The sequence below is a fragment of the Alteromonas sp. BZK5 genome (genome assembly GCF_014349115.1).
GTDB classification, from domain to species: Bacteria; Pseudomonadota; Gammaproteobacteria; order Enterobacterales; family Alteromonadaceae; genus Alteromonas; species Alteromonas macleodii.
Genome location: NZ_JACSOE010000016.1, coordinates 1 through 19621, shown reverse-complemented (window position 1 = coordinate 19621; position 19621 = coordinate 1). Strand labels below are relative to the sequence as shown.

Sequence of the window (19621 nt, the reverse complement as noted above, 5' to 3'; positions counted from 1 at the left end):
GCTCTAAACCTTTACAATAAAAATATCCCGCGGCTCAAGACTAATATCGCAAAGACTCGCCAATCCAGGAAAATGCTTAGCACTTTTCAATCCTTTATCTGCGTAATATTGCGCAGTGTACACATCGGCTGATGTAAGTATTATTGGACATCCAAACGCCAGAAGCATTATTGCAAGCTGCCATACAGACTTTTTTATACTAACCATAACGCTTTCCATTCTAGGTATATAAAACCACGTGGTTTTGCGGTGTTGATTTTTTTCGCTGTTTAGTGAGCGATTACTTGAAAATGCAATGGAATTAAAAGAAGACCACAACCCTGAACTGCGTTTGTTGGGTATTGTTGTTAATCAATTCAATAGCCAAGCAAAGCTTCCAAGAGAGTTAATTGAGACACTTAAGCAGCAAGATTTGCCAGTGTTAGAAAGTTATATAAGTGCCACGGTAAAAGTGAAAGAGTCTCACTCTAAGCGAATGCCGCTGCCTTTCTACTTACCTAAGCACAAAGTGACGAATCAAATTGCGGCTTTATTTGAAGAACTCAATGCGAGCAAAACCTAACGCTAACAAGTTTCGCTAAACATCAATATCAATATGCTTAAGCCCACCCTCGCTGTTACCTCGCTCTTTATCTTTCGAGTTTTCAGCTGATTTTTCGATAATCTCAGTTCGCTTCACGTCTTGAAACTGATCGCGCTCTTCTTCACTGAAATGCTCGGACTTTTTGGTCTTTTGCACTTTCTTCACGCGGTCGTCCGTCTCAATCGGTACTTTTGTGTTGCGAGGCAAAATGGGAAACAGTAGATCGTTGCTCATACGCCCTCCAGAAGTTTGCATTTGTCTCTATAACTTATCGGCAACGAGTTGCCTAAAATTACGGTTCAAAACTAATTCATAACGAATTGTTTTATTATATACACATTAAATTAGAGTTAATGTGCCAAAAGAGTTCACTTTAGCCTTGCAAATCCTAATTCAAAACGCTAATGTTTCAGCCGTTCGAAATTAGGAATTAAAATTTTCAAAATGATTAACTGCGCGACGAAACATCACCATCACCACAAAGCATAACCTTTCAGGTTCGTGCTGGAAGGTCTATGTATCCTTCCAGTGGCGCAGATAAAACAAATTCTCGACCCTCGGAAGGAAACTTCCGGGGGTTTTTCGTTTTAGGCGCAATCAAAAGTTAAAACACAACGTGTAAGGAACGTTTCAATGAGTAACAGCAAAAGACTTCGAATTGCCGTACAGAAATCAGGTCGATTGAGCGATGACAGCATTGCCCTACTGAAAGCTATAGGCATTAAACTCAATATTCGTGATCGCCTGCTGATTGCGCATTCTACGAACCAGCCTATTGATTTGCTTCGCGTGCGTGACGACGATATTCCAGGTCTTGTTATGGATGGTGTAGTAGACCTAGGCTTTATTGGCGAAAATGAGCTAGAAGAGAAAATGCTAGAGCGTAAAGCTGCGGGCAAGCCATTCGAATATGAAGTATTGCGTCGTCTAGACTACGGCGGCTGCCGCCTGTCTATTGCGGTACCTAATGAGATGGATTATCAAGGAATCCAGTCGCTAGAAGGCAAAAAAGTAGCAACAACTTACCCCTACCTACTTGAGCGCTACTTCAAAGAACAGGGCATAAATGCAAAGGCTGTAATGCTACAAGGTTCTGTGGAAGTGGCCCCACGAGCAGGTGTAGCTGACGCTATCTGTGACCTTGTATCTACCGGTGCAACCCTTGAAGCTAACGGTCTTGTTGAAAAAGACGTTATTTTCCGCAGTAAAGCGGTACTTATTAAGCGCGCTGATGGCGAGCTTAGCGACGAGAAAGAAACACTGGTTAACCGACTAATGCCACGTGTTGATGGCGTATTACTAGCAAAAGAAAGCAAGTACATCATGCTACACGCACCAAAAGCGTATTTAGAGCAGGTGAAAAGCCTACTTCCAGGTGCTGAAAATCCTACGGTTCTACCACTTGCTGGAAATGAAGAACAAGTTGCTATCCACGTTGTTTCTACAGAGACCTTGTTCTGGGAAACCATGGAGAAACTTAAAGCCCTTGGTTGTAGCTCTATTCTTGTAATGCCAATCGAAAAAATGATGGGCTAAAAGGCAGGCAATTATGATTACTTGGTCATCTCTTTCGGTAAATGAGAAAAAACAGGCGCTAGCCCGCCCGGCTATGGCCAATAGCCAACAGTTAAAGCAGACCGTGGGCGACATTATCGCCCGCGTTGAAAAAGAAGGCGATGAGGCAGTACTTGATTACACACGTAAATTTGACTGCCCAGACTTAACTAGCCTTGTCCTTTCACAAGAAAACATTGATGCTCTTGCTGCGAAGGTAACGCCAGATGTAGCAAGTGCTATCGATACTGCGTTCAACAACATAAAAATGTTTCACGAAGCGCAAATGCCTAGTGATATCGCGCTAACCACAACGCCTGGTGTTAAATGCGAGCTGCGCTTCACCGCCCTTGATGCAGTGGGTCTTTATATTCCAGGCGGCAGCGCTCCACTTCCATCAACCGTATTGATGCTAGGCGTACCTGCATTGGTGGCGGGCTGCGAAAATAAGCTACTTTGTACTCCACCAAACAAAGAACAGCTTATCGCGCCTGAAATTGCGTATGCGGCCAGAAAATGCGGCATCGACAAGATCTTCTTGTGTGGTGGTGCCCAAGCAATCGCCGCTATGGCCTTGGGAACAGACAGCGTTCCTCAAGTAGATAAGATTTTTGGCCCGGGTAACAGCTTTGTGACTGAAGCTAAACAGCAAGTAAGCCAACGTGCTGATGGTGCAGCTATTGATATGCCGGCCGGCCCATCAGAAGTGTTGGTACTTGCTGATGAGTTCGCAAACCCTGAGTTTGTAGCGGCCGACCTGCTTTCCCAAGCCGAGCACGGTCCAGACTCGCAGGCTATTTTGGTGTCTAACAGCGCTACACTTATTGAAGAAGCAAAAGCCGCGGTTGAACGTCAATTAGCAACCCTATCTCGCGCTGAGATTGCACGCCCTGCTATGGAAAATGCGCGTTATATTTTGGCTGATTCCATTGAGCAAGCCATTGAAGCAAGTAACGCCTACGCTGCTGAGCACTTAATTGTACAAATAGAGAATGCCCGTGATTATTTGCCAAAAATTAAATACGCAGGCTCTATATTCCTAGGCCCGTGGTCACCAGAATCTGCAGGTGATTACGCGTCGGGCACTAACCACGTACTGCCAACCTATGGCTATGCTAAGAATTACTCTAGCCTTGGATTATTAGACTTTATGCGTCGCTACACTATTCAAGAGCTAAGCGCAGACGGCATGCGTAATTTAGGCCCTGCGATTATGGCACTTGCAGCTGCCGAGGGCTTAGATGCACACGAACAGGCCGTTGCACTTCGTATGCAGGCACTTAAGCAAGGAGACGCCTAATGTCGGCACTTATCGATAACCTAATTAACGAAAATTTAGTGCCGCTAAAGCCGTATGAATCGGCTCGTCGCTTGTTTTCAGGTGGTCAAGACTGGCTTAATGCCAACGAGTCACCTTATGCCAACGAATACAGTGTAGATAGCAGCAACTTTAACCGCTATCCGTCATGTCAGCCCGAAGCGGTAGTCAGTGGTTACGCAAACTACGCCGGGCTAGACAAATCGCAGCTTATTGTTACCCGCGGCGCAGATGAAGGCATTGAGTTACTTATTCGCACCTTCTGCACGCCGGGTAAAGACAGCATTCTGATATGCCCGCCTACCTACGGTATGTATGCAATCAGTGCTGAAACCTGTGATGTGGGCGTTAAGAAAGTGCCGCTTAACGACGACTTTAGCCTTAACGTGAATGCTGTATGCGCTGAAGATGACGTTAACGTGATTTTCATCTGTGCGCCCAACAATCCAACCGGTACGCCAGTTGCTCGTGAAGACATTAAAACCGTGCTCAATCACTTTGCCGATAAAGCACTGGTTGTTGTAGATGAAGCGTATATTGAGTTCGATGCCGACAATACGTGGGCAAATGAGATTAACAACTATCCAAACTTGGTGGTACTTCGTACGCTGTCTAAAGCGTTTGCTCTTGCCGGTCTTCGCTGTGGTTTTACACTTGCTCAGGCACCCGTCATCCAAGCACTACTTAAAGTGATAGCGCCCTACCCCATTCCAGAGCCAGTAGCGCAGATTGCTGCACAAGCATTGTCGGCTGAATCGCTAACGTTACTTGAGCTTCAGGTGGCTACCATTAACCGGGAAAAAGAGGCCCTAGCCGAAGCGCTGGAATCTATCGAAGGCTTTGAATTAGTGGGTGATAGACGAGCAAACTTTATCTTATTCCGCTACGCAAATGCGCAAGCCCTAATGCAGTACTTGGTAAGCCAAGGCATGCTTATTCGCGATCAATCAAAACAGCTTAACTTACAAAACTGTTTACGCGTAAGCATAGGCACTGAAGAGCAAAACCAGCGTTTAATGCAGCTAATTAACGAATTTAAAAATAATGAGGACGCGGCATGAGTCAGCAAGCCATTTTATTTATTGACCGCGACGGTACACTCGTAGAAGAGCCGCCAGTAGATAAGCAATTAGATAGTTTAGAGAAGCTTGTTTTCGAGCCAAATGTTATTCCTGTGCTACTTAAACTAAAGGCAGCTGGGTTTAAACTCGTGATGGTAAGTAACCAAGACGGCTTGGGTACAGACAGTTTCCCGCAAGAAGACTTCGACAAGCCACACAATGCCATGATGGCCATTTTCGAAAGCCAGGGTGTAGTGTTTGACGACGTGCTTATTTGCCCGCACTTCGATGCTGATAACTGCACATGCCGCAAACCAAAGCTTGGCTTAGTACAAGAATACCTACAGCAAGGCAAAGTGGACTTCACTCGTTCGTTTGTTATTGGTGACAGAATTACCGATGTACAGCTTGCTGAAAACATGGGAATTCGCAGTTTTCAGTACAACCGTGAAAGCTTAAACTGGAACGATATTCAGAAAAGCTTACTTGCGTCGTCACGTATTGCAGAGGTGGTACGTACCACCTCTGAAACCGACATTCGCGTGCGTGTAGATCTTGATTCGCAGGCTAAGTCGACAATTCAAACCGGCATGGGCTTTTTTGACCACATGCTTGACCAAATTGCGACCCACGGTGGCTTCGAGCTAAACCTGACTACCGATGGCGATTTGCACATTGACGATCACCACAGTGTAGAAGACACCGCGCTTGCCCTTGGTGAAGCGCTTAAAAAGGCACTAGGCGACAAACGCGGTATTGGTCGCTTTGGTTTCGCGTTGCCAATGGATGAATGTCGTGCGGAATGTATTATGGACATTTCTAACCGCCCACACCTTAAGTTTGACGCTGAATTTAGCCGCGACCAGGTAGGTGAAATGGCCACCGAAATGGTACCGCACTTCTTCTATTCGCTTGCACAAAGCATGGGGCTATCGTTACACCTTTCCACCAGCGAAGGTAATGCTCACCACCAAGTAGAAAGCCTGTTTAAAGTATTTGGCCGTGCGCTACGTCAAGCCATTACGCGCCAAGGCGATGCACTACCAAGTAGTAAAGGAGCCCTGTAATGTCAGTGGTAAACCCCAGCCAGCGACAAAAAATAGTCATAGTAAATACCGGCTGCGCGAACATTTCATCAGTACGCTTTGCCCTTGAGCGCTTAGGCGTTGAAGTGGACGTATCTGACGATGTAAACGTGATAAAAAACGCTGATAAAGTGTTTTTACCCGGCGTAGGAACAGCGGCAGCAGCGATGGCAAGCATTAAGCAAAAAGCGCTAGTGGAAACCCTGCAGTCGCTTACCCAACCTGTGCTAGGCGTATGTTTAGGCATGCAACTTATGGTTGAAACCAGCGCTGAAGGTGGTTTTCAAGGTACAGGCAACATCGACTGTTTAAACCTAATGCCAGGTCATGTGGCTCGCATGGAATCAAAAGGCGTGCGCTTACCTCATATGGGTTGGAACACAGTCTCTCATAAAGAAGAAAGTTTATTTAAGGGCATCCCACAAGATACCTACTTTTACTTTGTGCACAGTTTTGCCGTTCCTGAGTACGAGCACACGCTTGCAAGCTGCACTTATGGTAATACGTTTTCAGCAGCTATAAATAAAGACAACTTTTACGGGGTGCAATTTCACCCAGAGCGTTCTGGCGAGGCCGGAGCACAATTACTGACTAACTTTGTGAACCTATAATGATTATTCCAGCGATTGATCTTATTGACGGACGCGTAGTACGCCTTTATCAAGGCGACTACGAGCAGAAAACCCAATACGAACTGGACCCAGTAGACGTGGTTCACGACTATGCCGACCAAGGTGCAACCTGGCTGCACATTGTTGACCTAACAGGCGCTAAAGACACCAGTAAACGTCAGCTTTCACTAATTAAGTCTATGGTCGATACCAAGCGCATGAAGTTTCAAGCCGGCGGCGGTATTCGTAGTGAAGAAGAAGTAGCGCAATTACTAGAAACGGGCGTAAGCCGCGTAGTGATTGGTTCTTTGGCGGTAAAACAACCCGAGCTTGTGAAGTCTTGGGTAGAAAAATACGGCCCAGAGCACATTGTATTGGCCCTTGATATCAATATTAGCGACAGCGGTGAAAAGCTTATTGCTACCCACGGCTGGCAAGAGAATTCTGGCGTAGCCCTTGAAGGCTTGCTTGAAGACTTCGCTACAGTAGGCGCAAAGCATGTGCTGTGTACCGACATTAGCCGCGACGGCACGCTACAAGGTGCGAACACTGAGCTGTATCAAGAAATGGCAGCCCGTTTCCCACACGTTAGCTGGCAAGCGTCTGGCGGTATTGGCAGCATCGCTGATATCGAAGCGCTAAAACCCACAAACGTTGGTGGCGTAATTTTAGGCCGCGCACTACTTGAAGGTAAATTCACGGTGAAGGAGGCTATTGCATGCTGGCAAAGCGCATAATTCCCTGTTTGGATGTACGCGACGGCAAAGTCGTTAAAGGCGTTCAGTTTAGAAATCATGAAATTATTGGTGATATTGTGCCTCTTGCCGAGCAATACGCAAAAGCGGGGGCCGACGAGTTGGTATTTTACGATATCACCGCAAGTTCTGATGCCCGCGTGGTAGACAAAAGCTGGGTAAGCCGTATAGCACAGGTTATTGATATCCCGTTTTGCGTAGCGGGCGGCATTAAGAGCATTGAAGACGCCGGGCGCATTTTGGAAATGGGTGCAGATAAGATTTCGATTAACTCCCCTGCCCTTAATAACCCAGATCTAATTAACCAGCTACACGACGTATACGGTCAACAGTGCGTCGTGATTGGTATCGACAGCTTTTATAACGAAGCAACCGACCAATACGAAGTGTACAAATTCACTGGTGATGAAGCGCGAACGCAAAAAAGCCAGTGGCAAACCATCGATTGGATTAAAGAAGTTCAGTCGCGCGGTGCGGGTGAAATTGTTCTGAACTGCATGAACCAAGACGGCGTGCGCAAAGGCTACGATGTGAAGCAGCTAAAAGCCGTGCGCGATATCTGTGAAGTGCCGCTAATTGCGTCGGGTGGCGCAGGTGAAATTGCCCACTTTACGGATGTGTTTCAACAGGCTGACGTAGATGGCGCGCTTGCAGCATCAGTATTTCACAAGGGCATCATCAATATTGATGAGTTGAAAGCAGAGTTGACCAGCAATGGCGTTGCCATGCGTAAGCGTCACGGATTAACGGCGCAAGCAGAAGGAGTAAACCCGTGATCATTACTAACGAAAACAGCAATAAATTAGCTTGGGACAAAATGGACAACCTACTACCCGCCATTGTGCAAGACGCACTGTCTGGCAAGGTATTAATGCAGGGCTACATGGACCAAGACGCATTGGCGAAAACCCTTGAAACGGGCAAAGTGACATTCTTCAGCCGTTCAAAACAGCGTCTTTGGACCAAGGGTGAAACGTCAGGTAACACGCTAGATTTAGTGAGCGTTGCTTGTGACTGCGACCAAGATTCACTGTTGGTACTTGCCAACCCTAACGGCCCGACATGCCACACTGGTGTTGAAAGCTGTTGGTTCGACGGCAACACACCAGCCTTTACGTTTCTTGCAGATTTAGAGCGTGTATTGGCTTCCCGTAAAGACGCGGATCCTAAAAGTAGCTATACCGCTAGCCTCTACAACAAAGGCATTAAGCGCATAGCGCAGAAGGTGGGCGAAGAAGGTGTAGAAACCGCATTGGCGGCTACTGTGCACGACAAAGAAGAGCTAAAGAATGAAGCCGCTGACTTGTTGTACCACTTAACGGTACTGCTTCAGGCGAGCGATATGTCGCTAAACGATGCACTTGATGTGTTGCGTGAGCGCCACAAGTAATCCGTTGTAAAACTCGTTTATTATTCAAAATGCCCTTCTCGTTTTCTACGCGAAGGGCATTTTTGTATCGCAGAGCTTTGCACTTCATTGCAATTAACATTGTTTAGCCTGCCTAAAAATTGAGCATAAAATAATCCGTCAGTTAAAGAAAACGCGACTAGCGCGGCGTTCCCAATATCCAATCGATCCCTTGGATAGCAACGGTGGGAAATACGGTCGCATGTGACGCACCGCCGATAACATGCAATTGTAGTGTTATGTTTTGATCTGCCTTAGCGATGATTTTACTTGCCAATGCTTTGCTCCCCGCAACCATATCTTGACCCTCGCCAAACTCAGGCGTTTCTAAGCTTCCCACACCAATGTAAACACGCTTGGGCGATTGAGTTTCAGCCATTTCTAAGGTTAGTAAGTAATCGTCATTAAACCACACTGAAGGGCTAACAAGCACATAGTTAGAAAAGGTTTCAGGAGATTGCATGAGCACGTAGCCGCCAAATAGCCCGCCTAATGAATGCCCAATAAAAGTCCGTCGATTGGCGTCTACTCGATATGTAGATTCAATAAATGTTAATACATCTCGTCTAATAAATGACAGGTACTCAGCAGCAAGACCGGTTTCCAGTTTCCAACTATTGGCTATGGCAGGAGTGTAGTCCCTTACTCTACTCTCCACGCCTTTTGATTCTAGGGAATAAGACAACCCCACTATGACCGCTTCTTCCATTTGGCCTACGTTTACTGGCATTCGCATAGAGCCTACGATAATAGGAAAACTGTAAGGCGCATCTGTTGTGTATATTACGGGGTAATCCTTGGAAGGAGATGTGTTATAGCTTTTTGGCAACTGTACAAATAACGTATATTTACGTGCAGTTTCCGTATCTTCTATTGTCACTATTTTGCTTCTAGGTAACGAAACAGACGCTTCAGAAATGATAGGTTTAATGATTGATTCAGCAAAAGCACATGAAAATGCACTTCCGACAAGAATTATTGCTGTTAGAAAGCGAAGCACCGTAATCCCTTAGTGGTTTAAACGGAATGTTATAACGCAGCTAATTTCAATTAACCACTGTTTGCACACCAAGGGTCACTTTTTGACTTCTCTATTTCTCGATTTCCCTTACCACTTGGCCATAAGCCAGCAGCGCGAACAGCCCCGTTCCGCCCACAATATTTCCTAGTAATGTTGCACCAATTAGTGAGAGTGTTTCAAGAACGCTTATTTTATTTTGCAGTGCTAACAAGAAAAGTTCTGTTGAACCGGCTATCACGTGCGTAAAATTTCCTATAGCAATTAAATAAGTAAAAATAACTATCATCAATATTTGAGAATGCTTAACCGAAGGCTTCATCCATACAATAGCGGCAATGATAAACCCAGATATAATGCCGTATGAGAAGGCGTCTGACGGTGATAGCTTGGCATAATGTTCAGAAATAGCGGTCATCCCTTCAACCAGCTCTGGTGGAACAGATTGCAGCGAAAAGCTGAAAAACGCAGCCAAAAAGGTGCCGAACATATTGGCGGCGAAGACAATGCCCCACAAGCGCGCGATGCACACTCCCATGTTAACCGATGGCTTGCTTAGCAAAGGCAGGATAACTGACAGCGTATTTTCGGTAAATAGCTGTAGGCGACCAACAATCACCAGCACGAAACCAACCGTATAGCCCAGGTTTTCGATAACAAACTGATTGGGAGAGTTTGCAAAGAGGTGATGCAGAATTCCTTCAGCAAGAATTGAAATCGAGATGCCAATGCCTGCCGCCACACCAGACCACCACAATGACATCATAGGACGCTGAAGTTCTTCTAACCCTTCCCTGTGGACAATGGCATACAAAGAAACAGAATTTAAGCTCTGATTATCTCGTACATCTTTTTCTTCAGTATGACTAAGGGCAACGCCTTGCTCCCTATGCCCAGACTCCTTCACTTTTTCTGTCACTCATGCCTCCTGCAACTCTTTGCTTAACTAGGACGTTTACCTCAATTACATAGTATTTGGTCTACGACACAGCTACTTAACAGGCATCACCAGACCTCCCTATTAGGTTACGTTGATTAAGCACGTTTTTGGTCACAATAAATTTGCCTATTTCAGATATAGCACCCATTTTAATAAAAAAGCCCGCGTGAACGCTGTTCACAAGGGCTTTGGTTTTATTGCCGGTCGTTATAATGCTCGCAAAACGTCAAACATGAACTAAGGGTTTAACAAGGTTGGTTGCCCTAGCCCAAGCGCTTCTAAACGCTCAAACTGGGTATCTTTGTCCCCTACTATCAAATAAATCATCTTATCAGGATGTACATATTCACCGTATAGGCGCTTTATCTCACCCACGGTTAACGCTTTCACCTCAGCTTCTTGCTGTAAAACGTAATCATTGGGCAAGCCAAAATCGCTGATTTCGCTAACCATACTCAGTTTAGCGCCTAGCGTCTCAAACGCCCTTGCACCAGATTTAAGTGTGAATCCTTTCGTAACGCCTAAATCTTCATCTGAATAGTTTGCACCAAACTCTGCTAATATATCCATGATAGCTTGCGTTGCTTCTAAGGTAACGTTCGACCTTACGGCGCTTCGTATGGTGAATTCACCGGTATATTTATCGCTAGAAAACGATGAACGAATGCCATAGGTGTAGCCTTTGTTTTCACGCAGTTCCTGCATAAGCTGTGAGGCGAAACCGCCCCCGCCTAAACGATAATTCATCACACTGACTTTATAAGCATCATCATGAGTAACATTCGGGGCGGAATGGCCGAAATAAAGCACTGACTGTTTAGCCCCAGGCACGTCATAGAAAAAGAGTTGGGCGCTTTCTGGCAGTTTGGGCTCTGGTACCTTCGCAAAAGTAACATCTTTTGGTAACCATCGCGCATTAAGTGGCGCTAGGCTTTTTACAACGTTCTGTTGCTTGATGTCTCCCACAACATGGAACTTTGCCAATGATGGTGTGAAGTATTTCTCGTAATACCCCTTTAGGTCATCAAGCGTTATATCATTCACACTTTTCTTATCGCCAAGCACAGTTTTAGCAAATGGATGCGCGTCTCCGTAAAGCAGTGTTTTAAACTCAACCGATGCAATGGCATTGGGGTTAGCTTTTATTTGTTCAATCTGGTTGATTGTATCGTCTTTAGCTAATTCAAACTCTTGTTCATCAAAGCGAGGAGAAAGTATCACTTCAGTGACAAGCTGCATTAGGTCACTGTAGTGCTTAGACAATACCGTTGCGCTTATAGTTATGTCAGTTTCAGAAGCACTGGCCTCCAGAGAAGCGCCTAAAAGCTCAATTTCCTGTTCCAGCTGCTCGGGTGTTTTTTCCGCCGTACCTTTAAGCAAGGTTGCGGCAAGTAAATTGGCGGTTCCTGTCTTACCTACTGAGTCTAGAAGCATGCCACCATCTAGCTTTAACTCAAACGCGACCAAAGGCACTTCGTCATTAGCAATACCCGTTATTTTGATGCCAGACGACAGTGTATTTTGCCAAACCTTAGGTGGTGTAACTTCTATTGATTCACCATAAGCAGGCTCTTTCGTGCGATCAAACGATGACGGAGTACGTTCGTATTCAGCCGCAACTGACGCATCAAAGCTCTCTTCCGCCCCCGCGACAATTTGCTCCTCCACTACATTAGCTTCAGTAGAGCCGCTTAACACCAACTCTTGCTGTCCCTTAGGTACAAAGCTGGTGGCCACAAACGGTTTATCCTTAATATAGGTGCTATAAACACGCATTACATCTTGTTGTGAAACGCCCAGAATTTTCTGAACATCTTGGCTGATAAATTCAGCCCCGCCCGCAAAAATTTCGTATTGCGCCAATTGAAAACCTTTACCTAAGACGCTTGAAAGTCCTTGATAAAATTCTGTTTCTTGACCTGCTTTTATGCGCGCCAAATCCTTGGAAGAAATCCCGTCTTTCTCAAAACGGGCGAACGCTTCGTTAACTCCATCTGCAACAGTGTTTAAGTTCACGCCATTAAATGCCATAACCTGCAGCTGTAGCTGTCCAGCAATCTCAGCATCATAGCCATAAAGATAAACATCACTGGTGAGCTTCTTCTCGTCAACAAGCACCTTGTTCAGCGGAGCATTTTTGCCTTGGCTTAAGTACTGAGAAAGTACTTGAAGTGGATAATAGTCATCGTGATATTCAGGTACGGTTGGCCACACCATAGTTAAAAGTGGCGCTTGTGCAAAATTATCTATATGGAATCGTTTTTTAGTCTCATTGAGCTTCGCAGGTTGAGGCGGTAATTTATTGATTTGCTCTCCCGCAGGAATTTCATCGAAATACTTTTTAACCCACGCTTTAGTTTGATTTACGTCAATATCACCCGCGATGGTAAGCACCACATTATTAGGTACATACCATTTTTTGAAAAACTCTTTCACGTCAGCAAGCGTTGCGTTTTGCAGATCATCTAACGACCCAATCACTTGCCAACTATAAGGATGCCCTTCAGGGTAAAGGTTTTTATCAATCACATATTGATTGTGACCATAAGGACGATTATCCACACTCTGGCGCTTTTCGTTTTTCACCACTTGCTTTTCTTTAGCGAGCACAGGGTCTGTTACGGTATTAATGAAAAATCCCAACTTATCGGCTTCAGCCCAGATCATTTTTTCTAAAGCATCAATGGGTACAGTTTGGAAGTAATTGGTACTATCACGACTCGTCGAGCCATTTGCACCTGAGCCGCCAATTTTCGCACTGAGTTTATCAAGACCGCCTTTTCCCAAGTTCTCTGATTCGAGAAAAAGTAAGTGTTCAAACAAGTGCGCAAAGCCTGTTCGCCCTTCTTTTTCTCTGGCTGAACCCACATGCGCAGTGAGGGCGACTGCAGCAACGGGATCAGACCTGTCAACGTGCAGTACAACGGTAAGCCCGTTATCCAGAGTAAAACGCTCGTAGTCCACGTTGAACAGTGACGTATTTAGGGAAGCAGTACTATTATCTGCATTAGTGGTTGTTTCGCTGGTTATATCGGAAGCAGTTCGTACATTTTGTGGATCATTGGTGTTATGCGTACACCCTGTCGAAACTGCACTTAATGTTATTACAGCAATTGCAGTGTACATTCTTGTTCGTTTGAATGTTTCAAGCATTATGTATGTTCTTTGCCAGTCAAAAATGTAACAAGTACCACAAGTGCACCACCAGTGCCATGACATTCCTTTTTCAGACATTTTAAGCATGCCTAAACGGGCGGCGTTCATCTTTTACAGAGTGAAATATAAACATATGATTTACATTAGTTTTATTGCTTTTTTTCAACGCTCAATACCCTGTAGCTAGAGCAACCTTAATTAGCTACCGACATAGTTCGTTACATTTTCCACACCTCAATTTTGAACAAATTAGGTAATTTACAATCTACATCTATTACACAAGCCATGTCGTGATAAAACTTTGATCCAACGAGCAATCTACGAAAAGTGAGAACCGAAGCCGTGTTAAATCTAAAACAGAGCGTTAAGAACAACCTGCCTTTCATTTTATTTATGGTTTTGCTTTTCTCGTTTCGAAGCAGTGTTGCTGATTGGTATTATGTCCCTACAGGCTCTATGGAGCCCACCATTCAAGTAGGCGACCGCGTAGTGGTTGATAAATCAGCCTACACGCTAGAACTGCCGTTCACAGACGTTGTTGTCGCGAAAACTGGTAACATCAATCGCGGTGACATTGTAATCATTGACAGTAATGCAGCTGATACCAGACTCATTAAACGTGTGGTTGCCATTGAAGGTGATAAGGTCAAATTAGAAAACAACGTTCTTTTTATCAATGGTGAAAAAGCAACGTTAAGCGTCAAAGGTCACAATCTTTATTCCGAGCAGATTTTAGGCCAAACACGAACCATAGCGCTTAACCCATTACCTAGCCCTGCGAAAAACTTTAATTTGATCACTGTGCCCAGAGATCACGTGCTGGCAATGGGGGATAATAGGAACAATAGCGTTGATTCTCGTTATTATGGCTTCATTCCAATTGAAGAAATTCAGGGCAAAGCCAACTCGGTTGCATTTTCACTAGATCCGGACGATATGTATTTACCGCGAAAAGACAGGCTTTTCACATCACTTCAGTAGGGTTGAACAATACCCTTACTTGCAAAAAGGCCAAGCTAGACCTTTACTTGCGTTCAATTTTTCGGCAAAAAAAATCTGGTCAGATCTGATAAAGCGGTGATATTCACGTATATAAAGAAAAATGTAGGAGCAATTGCATATACGTAAATTCTTACTAATGAATTACAAATAGCGGCCTTGCTCCTTATCAAATTCCCACTTCCTCAACACCAATTAACTAAGCCGCAACCCTCTATTTTTACGCTGTTTTTAGTTTAACTTCACGGCCGCTTCATCCCGCTTCACATTTAAAAAAGTAATACATGGTTTACACACTTTGTAACCAAGTGTCACATCTTTCGTGTTTTCCCCTATTGCAACTTAAGTATTAGGAGTGCTATTCATAATTTTGCAACACCATCGTGTTGCAAAAACACACAACAAGTAAAATGGAAATAAGGAAATAACAATGAAACAAGGTCGTAAAGTAAGTGCAATTGCAGTGGGATTAGCACTTTCAGGATTAACCTCTCTATCTCCTGCGTATGCACAGCAAGCTGACGAAGAAGCAGCCAACCTTGAACGAATTGCAGTCACCGGTTCTCGTATCAAACGTACAGATATGGAAGGCCCTTCACCTATTCAATCAATAGATGCAACAATGATTGAAGGCATGGGCTATGAAAACCTTCAACAGCTACTCGAGCGTATGCCGGCCACAGGTGCGGGTACCTTCTCGACACGCAATAACAGCCAAGACTCTACAGCCAATGGCGCGGCAGCGGTATCCCTTAGAGGTATGGGGCCAGATGCAACGCTTGTTCTAATAAACGGACGTCGCGTGGCAATTAGCGCCTTTGCTGAAAGTATCACTAACTCATTCGTTGATATTAACTCTATTCCTGTATCCGCCATCGAACGAATCGATATATTAAAAGATGGCGCTTCTGCGATTTACGGCTCAGACGCTGTTGCTGGTGTAGTAAACGTAGTACTGAAGAAAGACTACGAAGGTCTAGAGATTAATGCAGGTTATGGTGGTACAACAGGCCCAAGCTATGATGAGACCACTGCCAGTATTCTATGGGGCTCTCAAAGCGAAAAAAGCAGTGCTACAGTTATCATCGACTATTTCAACAACAGCACGCTTGGCGCTGACGAAATGGGTCGATTCGGAACAGCTAACCAATCACCTTATGGTGGTATGGACTTCCGTTCTTCACGAGGTTATCCAGGTTACTTCTATGTGGATGGTGTTAAAACTATCGACCCTGATTGTCCAGAAGATAGCGCAACGGCGTCTGGCAGCTGTCTGTTCGATTATGGCCCATTTGGTTTAACCATACCGGCTTCTGAGCGCGTGGGCTTTATTGGTCAGTTCGACTATAAAATTGGCGACGAAACCACAGCATTTATGGAAGTTGCAATGCAGCACAATACGTCTGAAGCAGGCGGTGCAGCAACACCTCTAGATGAAGATGCTGGTTTAACCGTTCCGGGTACTCATCCTGATAACCCGTTTGGACAAGACATTGAAATTGGTCGCTACCGCCCTGTTGACGCAGGTGCCCGTCGCTGGGATATCGAATCTGACACCCTTCGTTTAGTCGCTGGCCTTCGTGGCACGTTCAATGATTACGATTGGGAAGCATCTGTACAAAAAGGCCGCAGCCGTTCAGAACAAAGTGGTGATCAGTCACAAGGTTGGGTTCGCGTTGACTGGCTTCAGGAACAAATTAACCTTGGTAATTACAACCCGTTTGGTGGCGTTACTAACCCACAAAGTGTAATTGATGATATTACTACTAGCCTTGTGCGCCGTGGTGAATCTCGAATGACCAGCGTTGACGCTCACATTACCGGTGAAGCATTCAGCTTCGGCGACGATGTTGTCATGATGGCAGCAGGTGTTGAATATCGCGAAGAGCAAGTATCTGACGTTCCTGATGTTCAGTTCCAGCGCGGATTAATCTTCGGTACAGAATCGGTTTCTGCCTCTGCTGAACGCGACCAGTATGCTGCATACTTAGAGCTATCTATACCTTTAGCTGAACAGCTTGAGCTTCAACTAGCTAGCCGCTACGACCATTACAGTGACTTTGGTAGTACAACTAACCCTAAAATAGCATTACGTTGGGCGCCAAGTGATGAAGTAACCGTGCGCGGTTCATGGGCTCAGGGCTTTAGAGCACCGTCTCTTGCACAAGTTGGCCTTGGCCCATCACAGAAAAGTGTTTTCTTCGTAGACAAATATCGCTGTGATGCAACAGGTCAAGATTGTGAATCGTTGGATTACAATATCGAGTTTGCGGGTAACCCTAACTTGGATGCAGAAGAGTCAGAATCTTGGAACGTAGGAGTTATCTACGCACCTATTCAAGAATTAGGCCTGAGCATTGATGTATGGAGTATTACGCAGGATAACAAAATTGATGAGCAGCAATTCGGTTTAGTTTACGACGCGGAATGTAATAACCAAGACAGCACAATCTGTGTTCGCTTAGATCCGCAGCCAGGCGAGTCATTAGGTGTAATTCAAAAGATTTTCAACACCTACCAAAACGTATCATCTCAAGAAGCGTCTGGTGTTGATTTCAGCGCTAACTACCGCATGGAGTTGCAAGAGTTCGGTAACGTACGCTTTAACCTTGATTGGTCTTACATGAACGAGTTCGAAAAAGACGGTCTTGAGTACACTGGCGAATATGGCTATCCAGAACACCGTTGGTTATTCGGCACAACCTGGTCTAAAGGTGCGTTCGATGCCAACTTGAACATTAGCTTTGTTGGTGAGTTTGAAGACACGCCTGACATTGATTTCGACGGTGTGTTGGACTTTGAAGAAAATACCTCGAGAACAGTTGATTCTCAAATGTTGGTGGACTTGCAGTTTGGTTACAACTACAGCGATAACCTTCGCCTTGTAATTGGTTCAAACAACCTGCTTGACGAAGAGCCTCCATTTGCTATTGGAGATGGTGATGGTGACTTATACGGCTATGTAGGCGGCGTGCACAACCCACGTGGCCGCTTCGTATACTCTAAACTAACTTACCGCTTCTAAAAGCCTTTAAAACGAAAAAGCGCTCAACCGCATTGCTTAACAATGGCATGCCTTGAGCGCTTTTTAAGTTTCGATTCGACGTTTTCTAAAAGAACAAATATTCAATAAGAACCGTAGTGAGCCATGCGAGAGTCACAGGCAATACAATCATCACATAGACCATAACCTCAGACCCCACCTTTTCGGCGCGCCATGCCTCCATCATCTTCACTTTAAACCTACGCTTCAGTAAGTAGGTGTAAAAAACTAGAAATACCAAAATTATAAGAATCTTTAGCATTTAGACTCCAACCGAATTGGTTAAACGGCCAAACAGGACAAAACGCTTAGGTGGCAAAAGTTCCGTCAAGTCGATTCGTTGCGGTTATTCCTCTGTGCAGAGACTATACCTTTGCAGTACACACAGCGAACCTGTTCTCAATGCCTGAATTAGCTCAACCTGATTGGAAATGAGGTAAAAAAAATGCCAGCTAAGCTTAATGCCATTTTTTCTATATGTATTTACTTCTTTTGCAACGCTTACAATCCGAAATGAATGAGCACCAAATTACCTATTGCTGCACACAGCATAGCAAGGAAAGTCAGGATCATACCCGCGAAGCGCTGCCAGCTAACGCCTGAGTGACGACCTAAGCCATAGGCATGTAATACACGGCCAAATAACAGTGCGCTCCCCAATGCGTGAACAGCCCACACTTGGCCAGTATTGGCTTCAAAACACGCTATCATAATAAGGGTTATGGGTACGTATTCGCTAAAGTTGCCATGTGCTCTAGTCAAACGACTTAGGTCTTCGTGACCACCATCGCCAATTCCCACTTGGTGGCGACGTCTGGCGCCAATGACTAAAAACGACAAATACAGGTAGCAAATACCCAGTAAGCTGGCGTAAAACGCCGTGATTGGCAAAACCATGGTCTACTCCACATGTTCTAGTTATATCGCGCTGTATTAATCAGCGCTTAATTCAACATTCATGGTTGTCATTAAACGTTATCCGCTAATAAGTTACAAGCAACAAAAAAGGCCGCCTAAGCGACCTTTTGTTGACGTTGTTGGCAATTAACCTAAACGTTCAGCAAGTTCAGCACTCACTTCTTCAACTGGGCGTGTACCGTCAAGCTTGTGGTACTCACAGTTTCCAGCTTCCGCTTCAGCGCTGTAGTAGTTCACAAGCGGCTTTGTTTGCTCATGGTAAATCGCAAGACGCTTGCGCACTGTTTCTTCTTTGTCGTCATCACGAACGATAAGGTCATCGCCAGTTTCATTGTCTTTACCTTCCACCTTTGGCGGGTTGTAAACAACGTGGTAAACGCGACCTGATGCAGGGTGTACACGACGACCACCCATACGTTCTACGATTACATCATCAGGAACGTCAAACTCGATGCAATGATCAACAGTGACACCTGCTTCTTTCATTGCGTCAGCCTGAGGAATAGTGCGAGGGAAACCGTCTAACAAGAAACCGTCTTTACAGTCATCTTGTGCAATACGCTCTTTTACTAGGCCAATGATAATCTCATCAGATACTAGTTTGCCTTCATCCATTACACGCTTTGCTTCAAGGCCTAGCTCTGTACCTGCTTTAATTGCAGCACGAAGCATGTCGCCCGTTGAAATTTGTGGAATGCCATATTTGCCCATTAAAAACTGAGCTTGTGTGCCCTTACCCGCGCCAGGAGCGCCGAGAAGAATGATTCGCATGAGTGCGTTCTCCGCTTATGATTTTTAAACTTTTTACTTCGGGCACTTTACACATTCAACACTGGGGTGACAAGTGTAAGCAGTACCGTAAAGTTAATCTTAAGACTAATGGCGAATATATGTTCAGCTTATAGGCACTTTTGTAAATTTGCGCCTACACCCATTCAGTAACTCATCTTATTTAAGATGAATAAGCTAACTCTTAATATGATTAACTTGAAATTTTAGACCGCCAAAATATAGCACAATAAAATGGCTAAACTTACTTTTGTTAGTCGTAGAAATAAAAAAACGGGCATTACGCCTAATGCCAGTCAGTTAAGCTGACTGGCATTTTTCTTTGTGGGGTATTTAGTCGGTCTTTTCCTCACTACTCTGGGGTAATACCTGTCAGGTCGTTT

The 19621-nt window shown here is 44.9% G+C and carries 17 protein-coding genes and 1 other annotated feature; of the genes, 11 read left to right on the top strand and 6 right to left on the bottom strand.

Features of this window, described 5'->3' with window-relative positions:
• The first annotated feature begins 265 nt into the window (after window positions 1–265).
• Window positions 266–562 (top strand): hypothetical protein, encoded by a 297-nt coding sequence (locus BIZ39_RS06635; RefSeq protein ID WP_336246532.1) that lies wholly within the window; start codon window positions 266–268, stop codon window positions 560–562.
• A gap of 15 nt (window positions 563–577) precedes the next feature.
• Here BIZ39_RS06635 and BIZ39_RS06630 read toward each other — a convergent pair whose 3' ends face one another.
• On the bottom strand, window positions 578–817 hold the full coding sequence (locus tag BIZ39_RS06630; protein ID WP_014950026.1) for a hypothetical protein: 240 nt from the start codon (window positions 815–817) through the stop codon (window positions 578–580).
• A gap of 230 nt (window positions 818–1047) precedes the next feature.
• Window positions 1048–1166 (top strand) — a sequence feature (His leader region).
• 50 nt (window positions 1167–1216) lie between these two features.
• On the opposite strand from BIZ39_RS06630, the gene hisG reads away from it, so the two are divergent.
• From hisG to hisIE, 8 genes are read left to right on the top strand one after another with little or no spacing between them, the layout of a single operon-like run.
• Window positions 1217–2119: an ATP phosphoribosyltransferase gene (gene hisG, locus BIZ39_RS06625; protein WP_014950027.1), complete on the top strand. Its 903-nt coding sequence runs from the start codon at window positions 1217–1219 to the stop codon at window positions 2117–2119.
• Between the two features lie 13 nt (window positions 2120–2132).
• Complete coding sequence (hisD, locus tag BIZ39_RS06620) at window positions 2133–3437, top strand: histidinol dehydrogenase (protein ID WP_187446638.1); 1305 nt, start codon at window positions 2133–2135, stop codon at window positions 3435–3437.
• A complete protein-coding gene (gene hisC / locus BIZ39_RS06615; protein WP_039225205.1) occupies window positions 3437–4516 on the top strand; it encodes a histidinol-phosphate transaminase in 1080 nt (359 codons plus the stop codon). The genes hisD and hisC overlap by 1 nt, the downstream gene beginning before the upstream one ends.
• On the top strand, window positions 4513–5583 hold the full coding sequence (hisB, locus tag BIZ39_RS06610) for a bifunctional histidinol-phosphatase/imidazoleglycerol-phosphate dehydratase HisB (protein WP_014950030.1): 1071 nt from the start codon (window positions 4513–4515) through the stop codon (window positions 5581–5583). The genes hisC and hisB overlap by 4 nt, the downstream gene beginning before the upstream one ends.
• Window positions 5583–6212 carry an imidazole glycerol phosphate synthase subunit HisH gene (gene hisH / locus BIZ39_RS06605; protein WP_187446637.1) on the top strand — a complete coding sequence of 210 codons (630 nt, stop codon included), beginning with the start codon at window positions 5583–5585 and terminating at the stop codon, window positions 6210–6212. Before hisB ends, hisH begins: the two co-directional genes overlap by 1 nt.
• Window positions 6212–6949 (top strand): 1-(5-phosphoribosyl)-5-[(5-phosphoribosylamino)methylideneamino]imidazole-4-carboxamide isomerase, encoded by a 738-nt coding sequence (gene hisA / locus BIZ39_RS06600; RefSeq protein ID WP_049588644.1) that lies wholly within the window; start codon window positions 6212–6214, stop codon window positions 6947–6949. The genes hisH and hisA overlap by 1 nt, the downstream gene beginning before the upstream one ends.
• A complete protein-coding gene (gene hisF / locus BIZ39_RS06595; RefSeq protein WP_039222819.1) occupies window positions 6931–7743 on the top strand; it encodes an imidazole glycerol phosphate synthase subunit HisF in 813 nt (270 codons plus the stop codon). Before hisA ends, hisF begins: the two co-directional genes overlap by 19 nt.
• Window positions 7740–8357, top strand: a complete 618-nt coding sequence (gene hisIE, locus BIZ39_RS06590; protein WP_014950034.1) for a bifunctional phosphoribosyl-AMP cyclohydrolase/phosphoribosyl-ATP diphosphatase HisIE — start codon at window positions 7740–7742, stop codon at window positions 8355–8357. The genes hisF and hisIE overlap by 4 nt, the downstream gene beginning before the upstream one ends.
• A gap of 157 nt (window positions 8358–8514) precedes the next feature.
• Here hisIE and BIZ39_RS06585 read toward each other — a convergent pair whose 3' ends face one another.
• The 3 genes from BIZ39_RS06585 to BIZ39_RS06575 form a co-directional block, all read right to left on the bottom strand.
• Window positions 8515–9375 carry an alpha/beta hydrolase gene (locus BIZ39_RS06585; protein ID WP_187446636.1) on the bottom strand — a complete coding sequence of 287 codons (861 nt, stop codon included), beginning with the start codon at window positions 9373–9375 and terminating at the stop codon, window positions 8515–8517.
• 91 nt (window positions 9376–9466) lie between these two features.
• Complete coding sequence (locus tag BIZ39_RS06580; RefSeq protein ID WP_187446635.1) at window positions 9467–10312, bottom strand: formate/nitrite transporter family protein; 846 nt, start codon at window positions 10310–10312, stop codon at window positions 9467–9469.
• Between the two features lie 258 nt (window positions 10313–10570).
• Window positions 10571–13486 (bottom strand): M16 family metallopeptidase, encoded by a 2916-nt coding sequence (locus tag BIZ39_RS06575; protein ID WP_187446634.1) that lies wholly within the window; start codon window positions 13484–13486, stop codon window positions 10571–10573.
• Between the two features lie 330 nt (window positions 13487–13816).
• Here BIZ39_RS06575 and lepB point away from each other — a divergent pair, with 330 nt between their 5' ends.
• Both lepB and BIZ39_RS06565 read left to right on the top strand, forming a co-directional pair.
• Entirely contained in the window at window positions 13817–14470 is a 654-nt protein-coding gene (lepB, locus tag BIZ39_RS06570) for a signal peptidase I (protein ID WP_061486123.1), read from the top strand.
• Between the two features lie 448 nt (window positions 14471–14918).
• Window positions 14919–17513, top strand: coding sequence for a TonB-dependent receptor (locus BIZ39_RS06565; RefSeq protein ID WP_187446633.1), 2595 nt, complete (start codon window positions 14919–14921; stop codon window positions 17511–17513).
• A gap of 519 nt (window positions 17514–18032) precedes the next feature.
• Here BIZ39_RS06565 and BIZ39_RS06560 read toward each other — a convergent pair.
• Together BIZ39_RS06560 and adk are read right to left on the bottom strand one after the other, a co-directional pair.
• Window positions 18033–18428 (bottom strand): MAPEG family protein, encoded by a 396-nt coding sequence (locus tag BIZ39_RS06560; RefSeq protein ID WP_014976958.1) that lies wholly within the window; start codon window positions 18426–18428, stop codon window positions 18033–18035.
• 147 nt (window positions 18429–18575) lie between these two features.
• Window positions 18576–19220 carry an adenylate kinase gene (adk, locus tag BIZ39_RS06555; protein WP_014950043.1) on the bottom strand — a complete coding sequence of 215 codons (645 nt, stop codon included), beginning with the start codon at window positions 19218–19220 and terminating at the stop codon, window positions 18576–18578.
• Between the last annotated feature and the right edge of the window lie 401 nt (window positions 19221–19621).

Excerpts from the sequence above, each read along its gene's own strand:
- hisG (WP_014950027.1), top strand. The coding sequence starts at position 1,217 with ATGAGTAACAGCAAAAGACTTCGAATTGCCGTACAGAAATCAGGTCGA.
- hisF (WP_039222819.1), top strand. The coding sequence starts at position 6,931 with ATGCTGGCAAAGCGCATAATTCCCTGTTTGGATGTACGCGACGGCAAA.
- BIZ39_RS06630 (WP_014950026.1), bottom strand. The coding sequence starts at position 817 with ATGAGCAACGATCTACTGTTTCCCATTTTGCCTCGCAACACAAAAGTA.
- adk (WP_014950043.1), bottom strand. The coding sequence starts at position 19,220 with ATGCGAATCATTCTTCTCGGCGCTCCTGGCGCGGGTAAGGGCACACAA.
- BIZ39_RS06560 (WP_014976958.1), bottom strand. The coding sequence starts at position 18,428 with ATGGTTTTGCCAATCACGGCGTTTTACGCCAGCTTACTGGGTATTTGC.
- hisH (WP_187446637.1), top strand. The coding sequence starts at position 5,583 with ATGTCAGTGGTAAACCCCAGCCAGCGACAAAAAATAGTCATAGTAAAT.
- BIZ39_RS06565 (WP_187446633.1), top strand. The coding sequence starts at position 14,919 with ATGAAACAAGGTCGTAAAGTAAGTGCAATTGCAGTGGGATTAGCACTT.
- BIZ39_RS06575 (WP_187446634.1), bottom strand. The coding sequence starts at position 13,486 with ATGCTTGAAACATTCAAACGAACAAGAATGTACACTGCAATTGCTGTA.
- hisA (WP_049588644.1), top strand. The coding sequence starts at position 6,212 with ATGATTATTCCAGCGATTGATCTTATTGACGGACGCGTAGTACGCCTT.
- hisC (WP_039225205.1), top strand. The coding sequence starts at position 3,437 with ATGTCGGCACTTATCGATAACCTAATTAACGAAAATTTAGTGCCGCTA.
- hisD (WP_187446638.1), top strand. The coding sequence starts at position 2,133 with ATGATTACTTGGTCATCTCTTTCGGTAAATGAGAAAAAACAGGCGCTA.
- hisB (WP_014950030.1), top strand. The coding sequence starts at position 4,513 with ATGAGTCAGCAAGCCATTTTATTTATTGACCGCGACGGTACACTCGTA.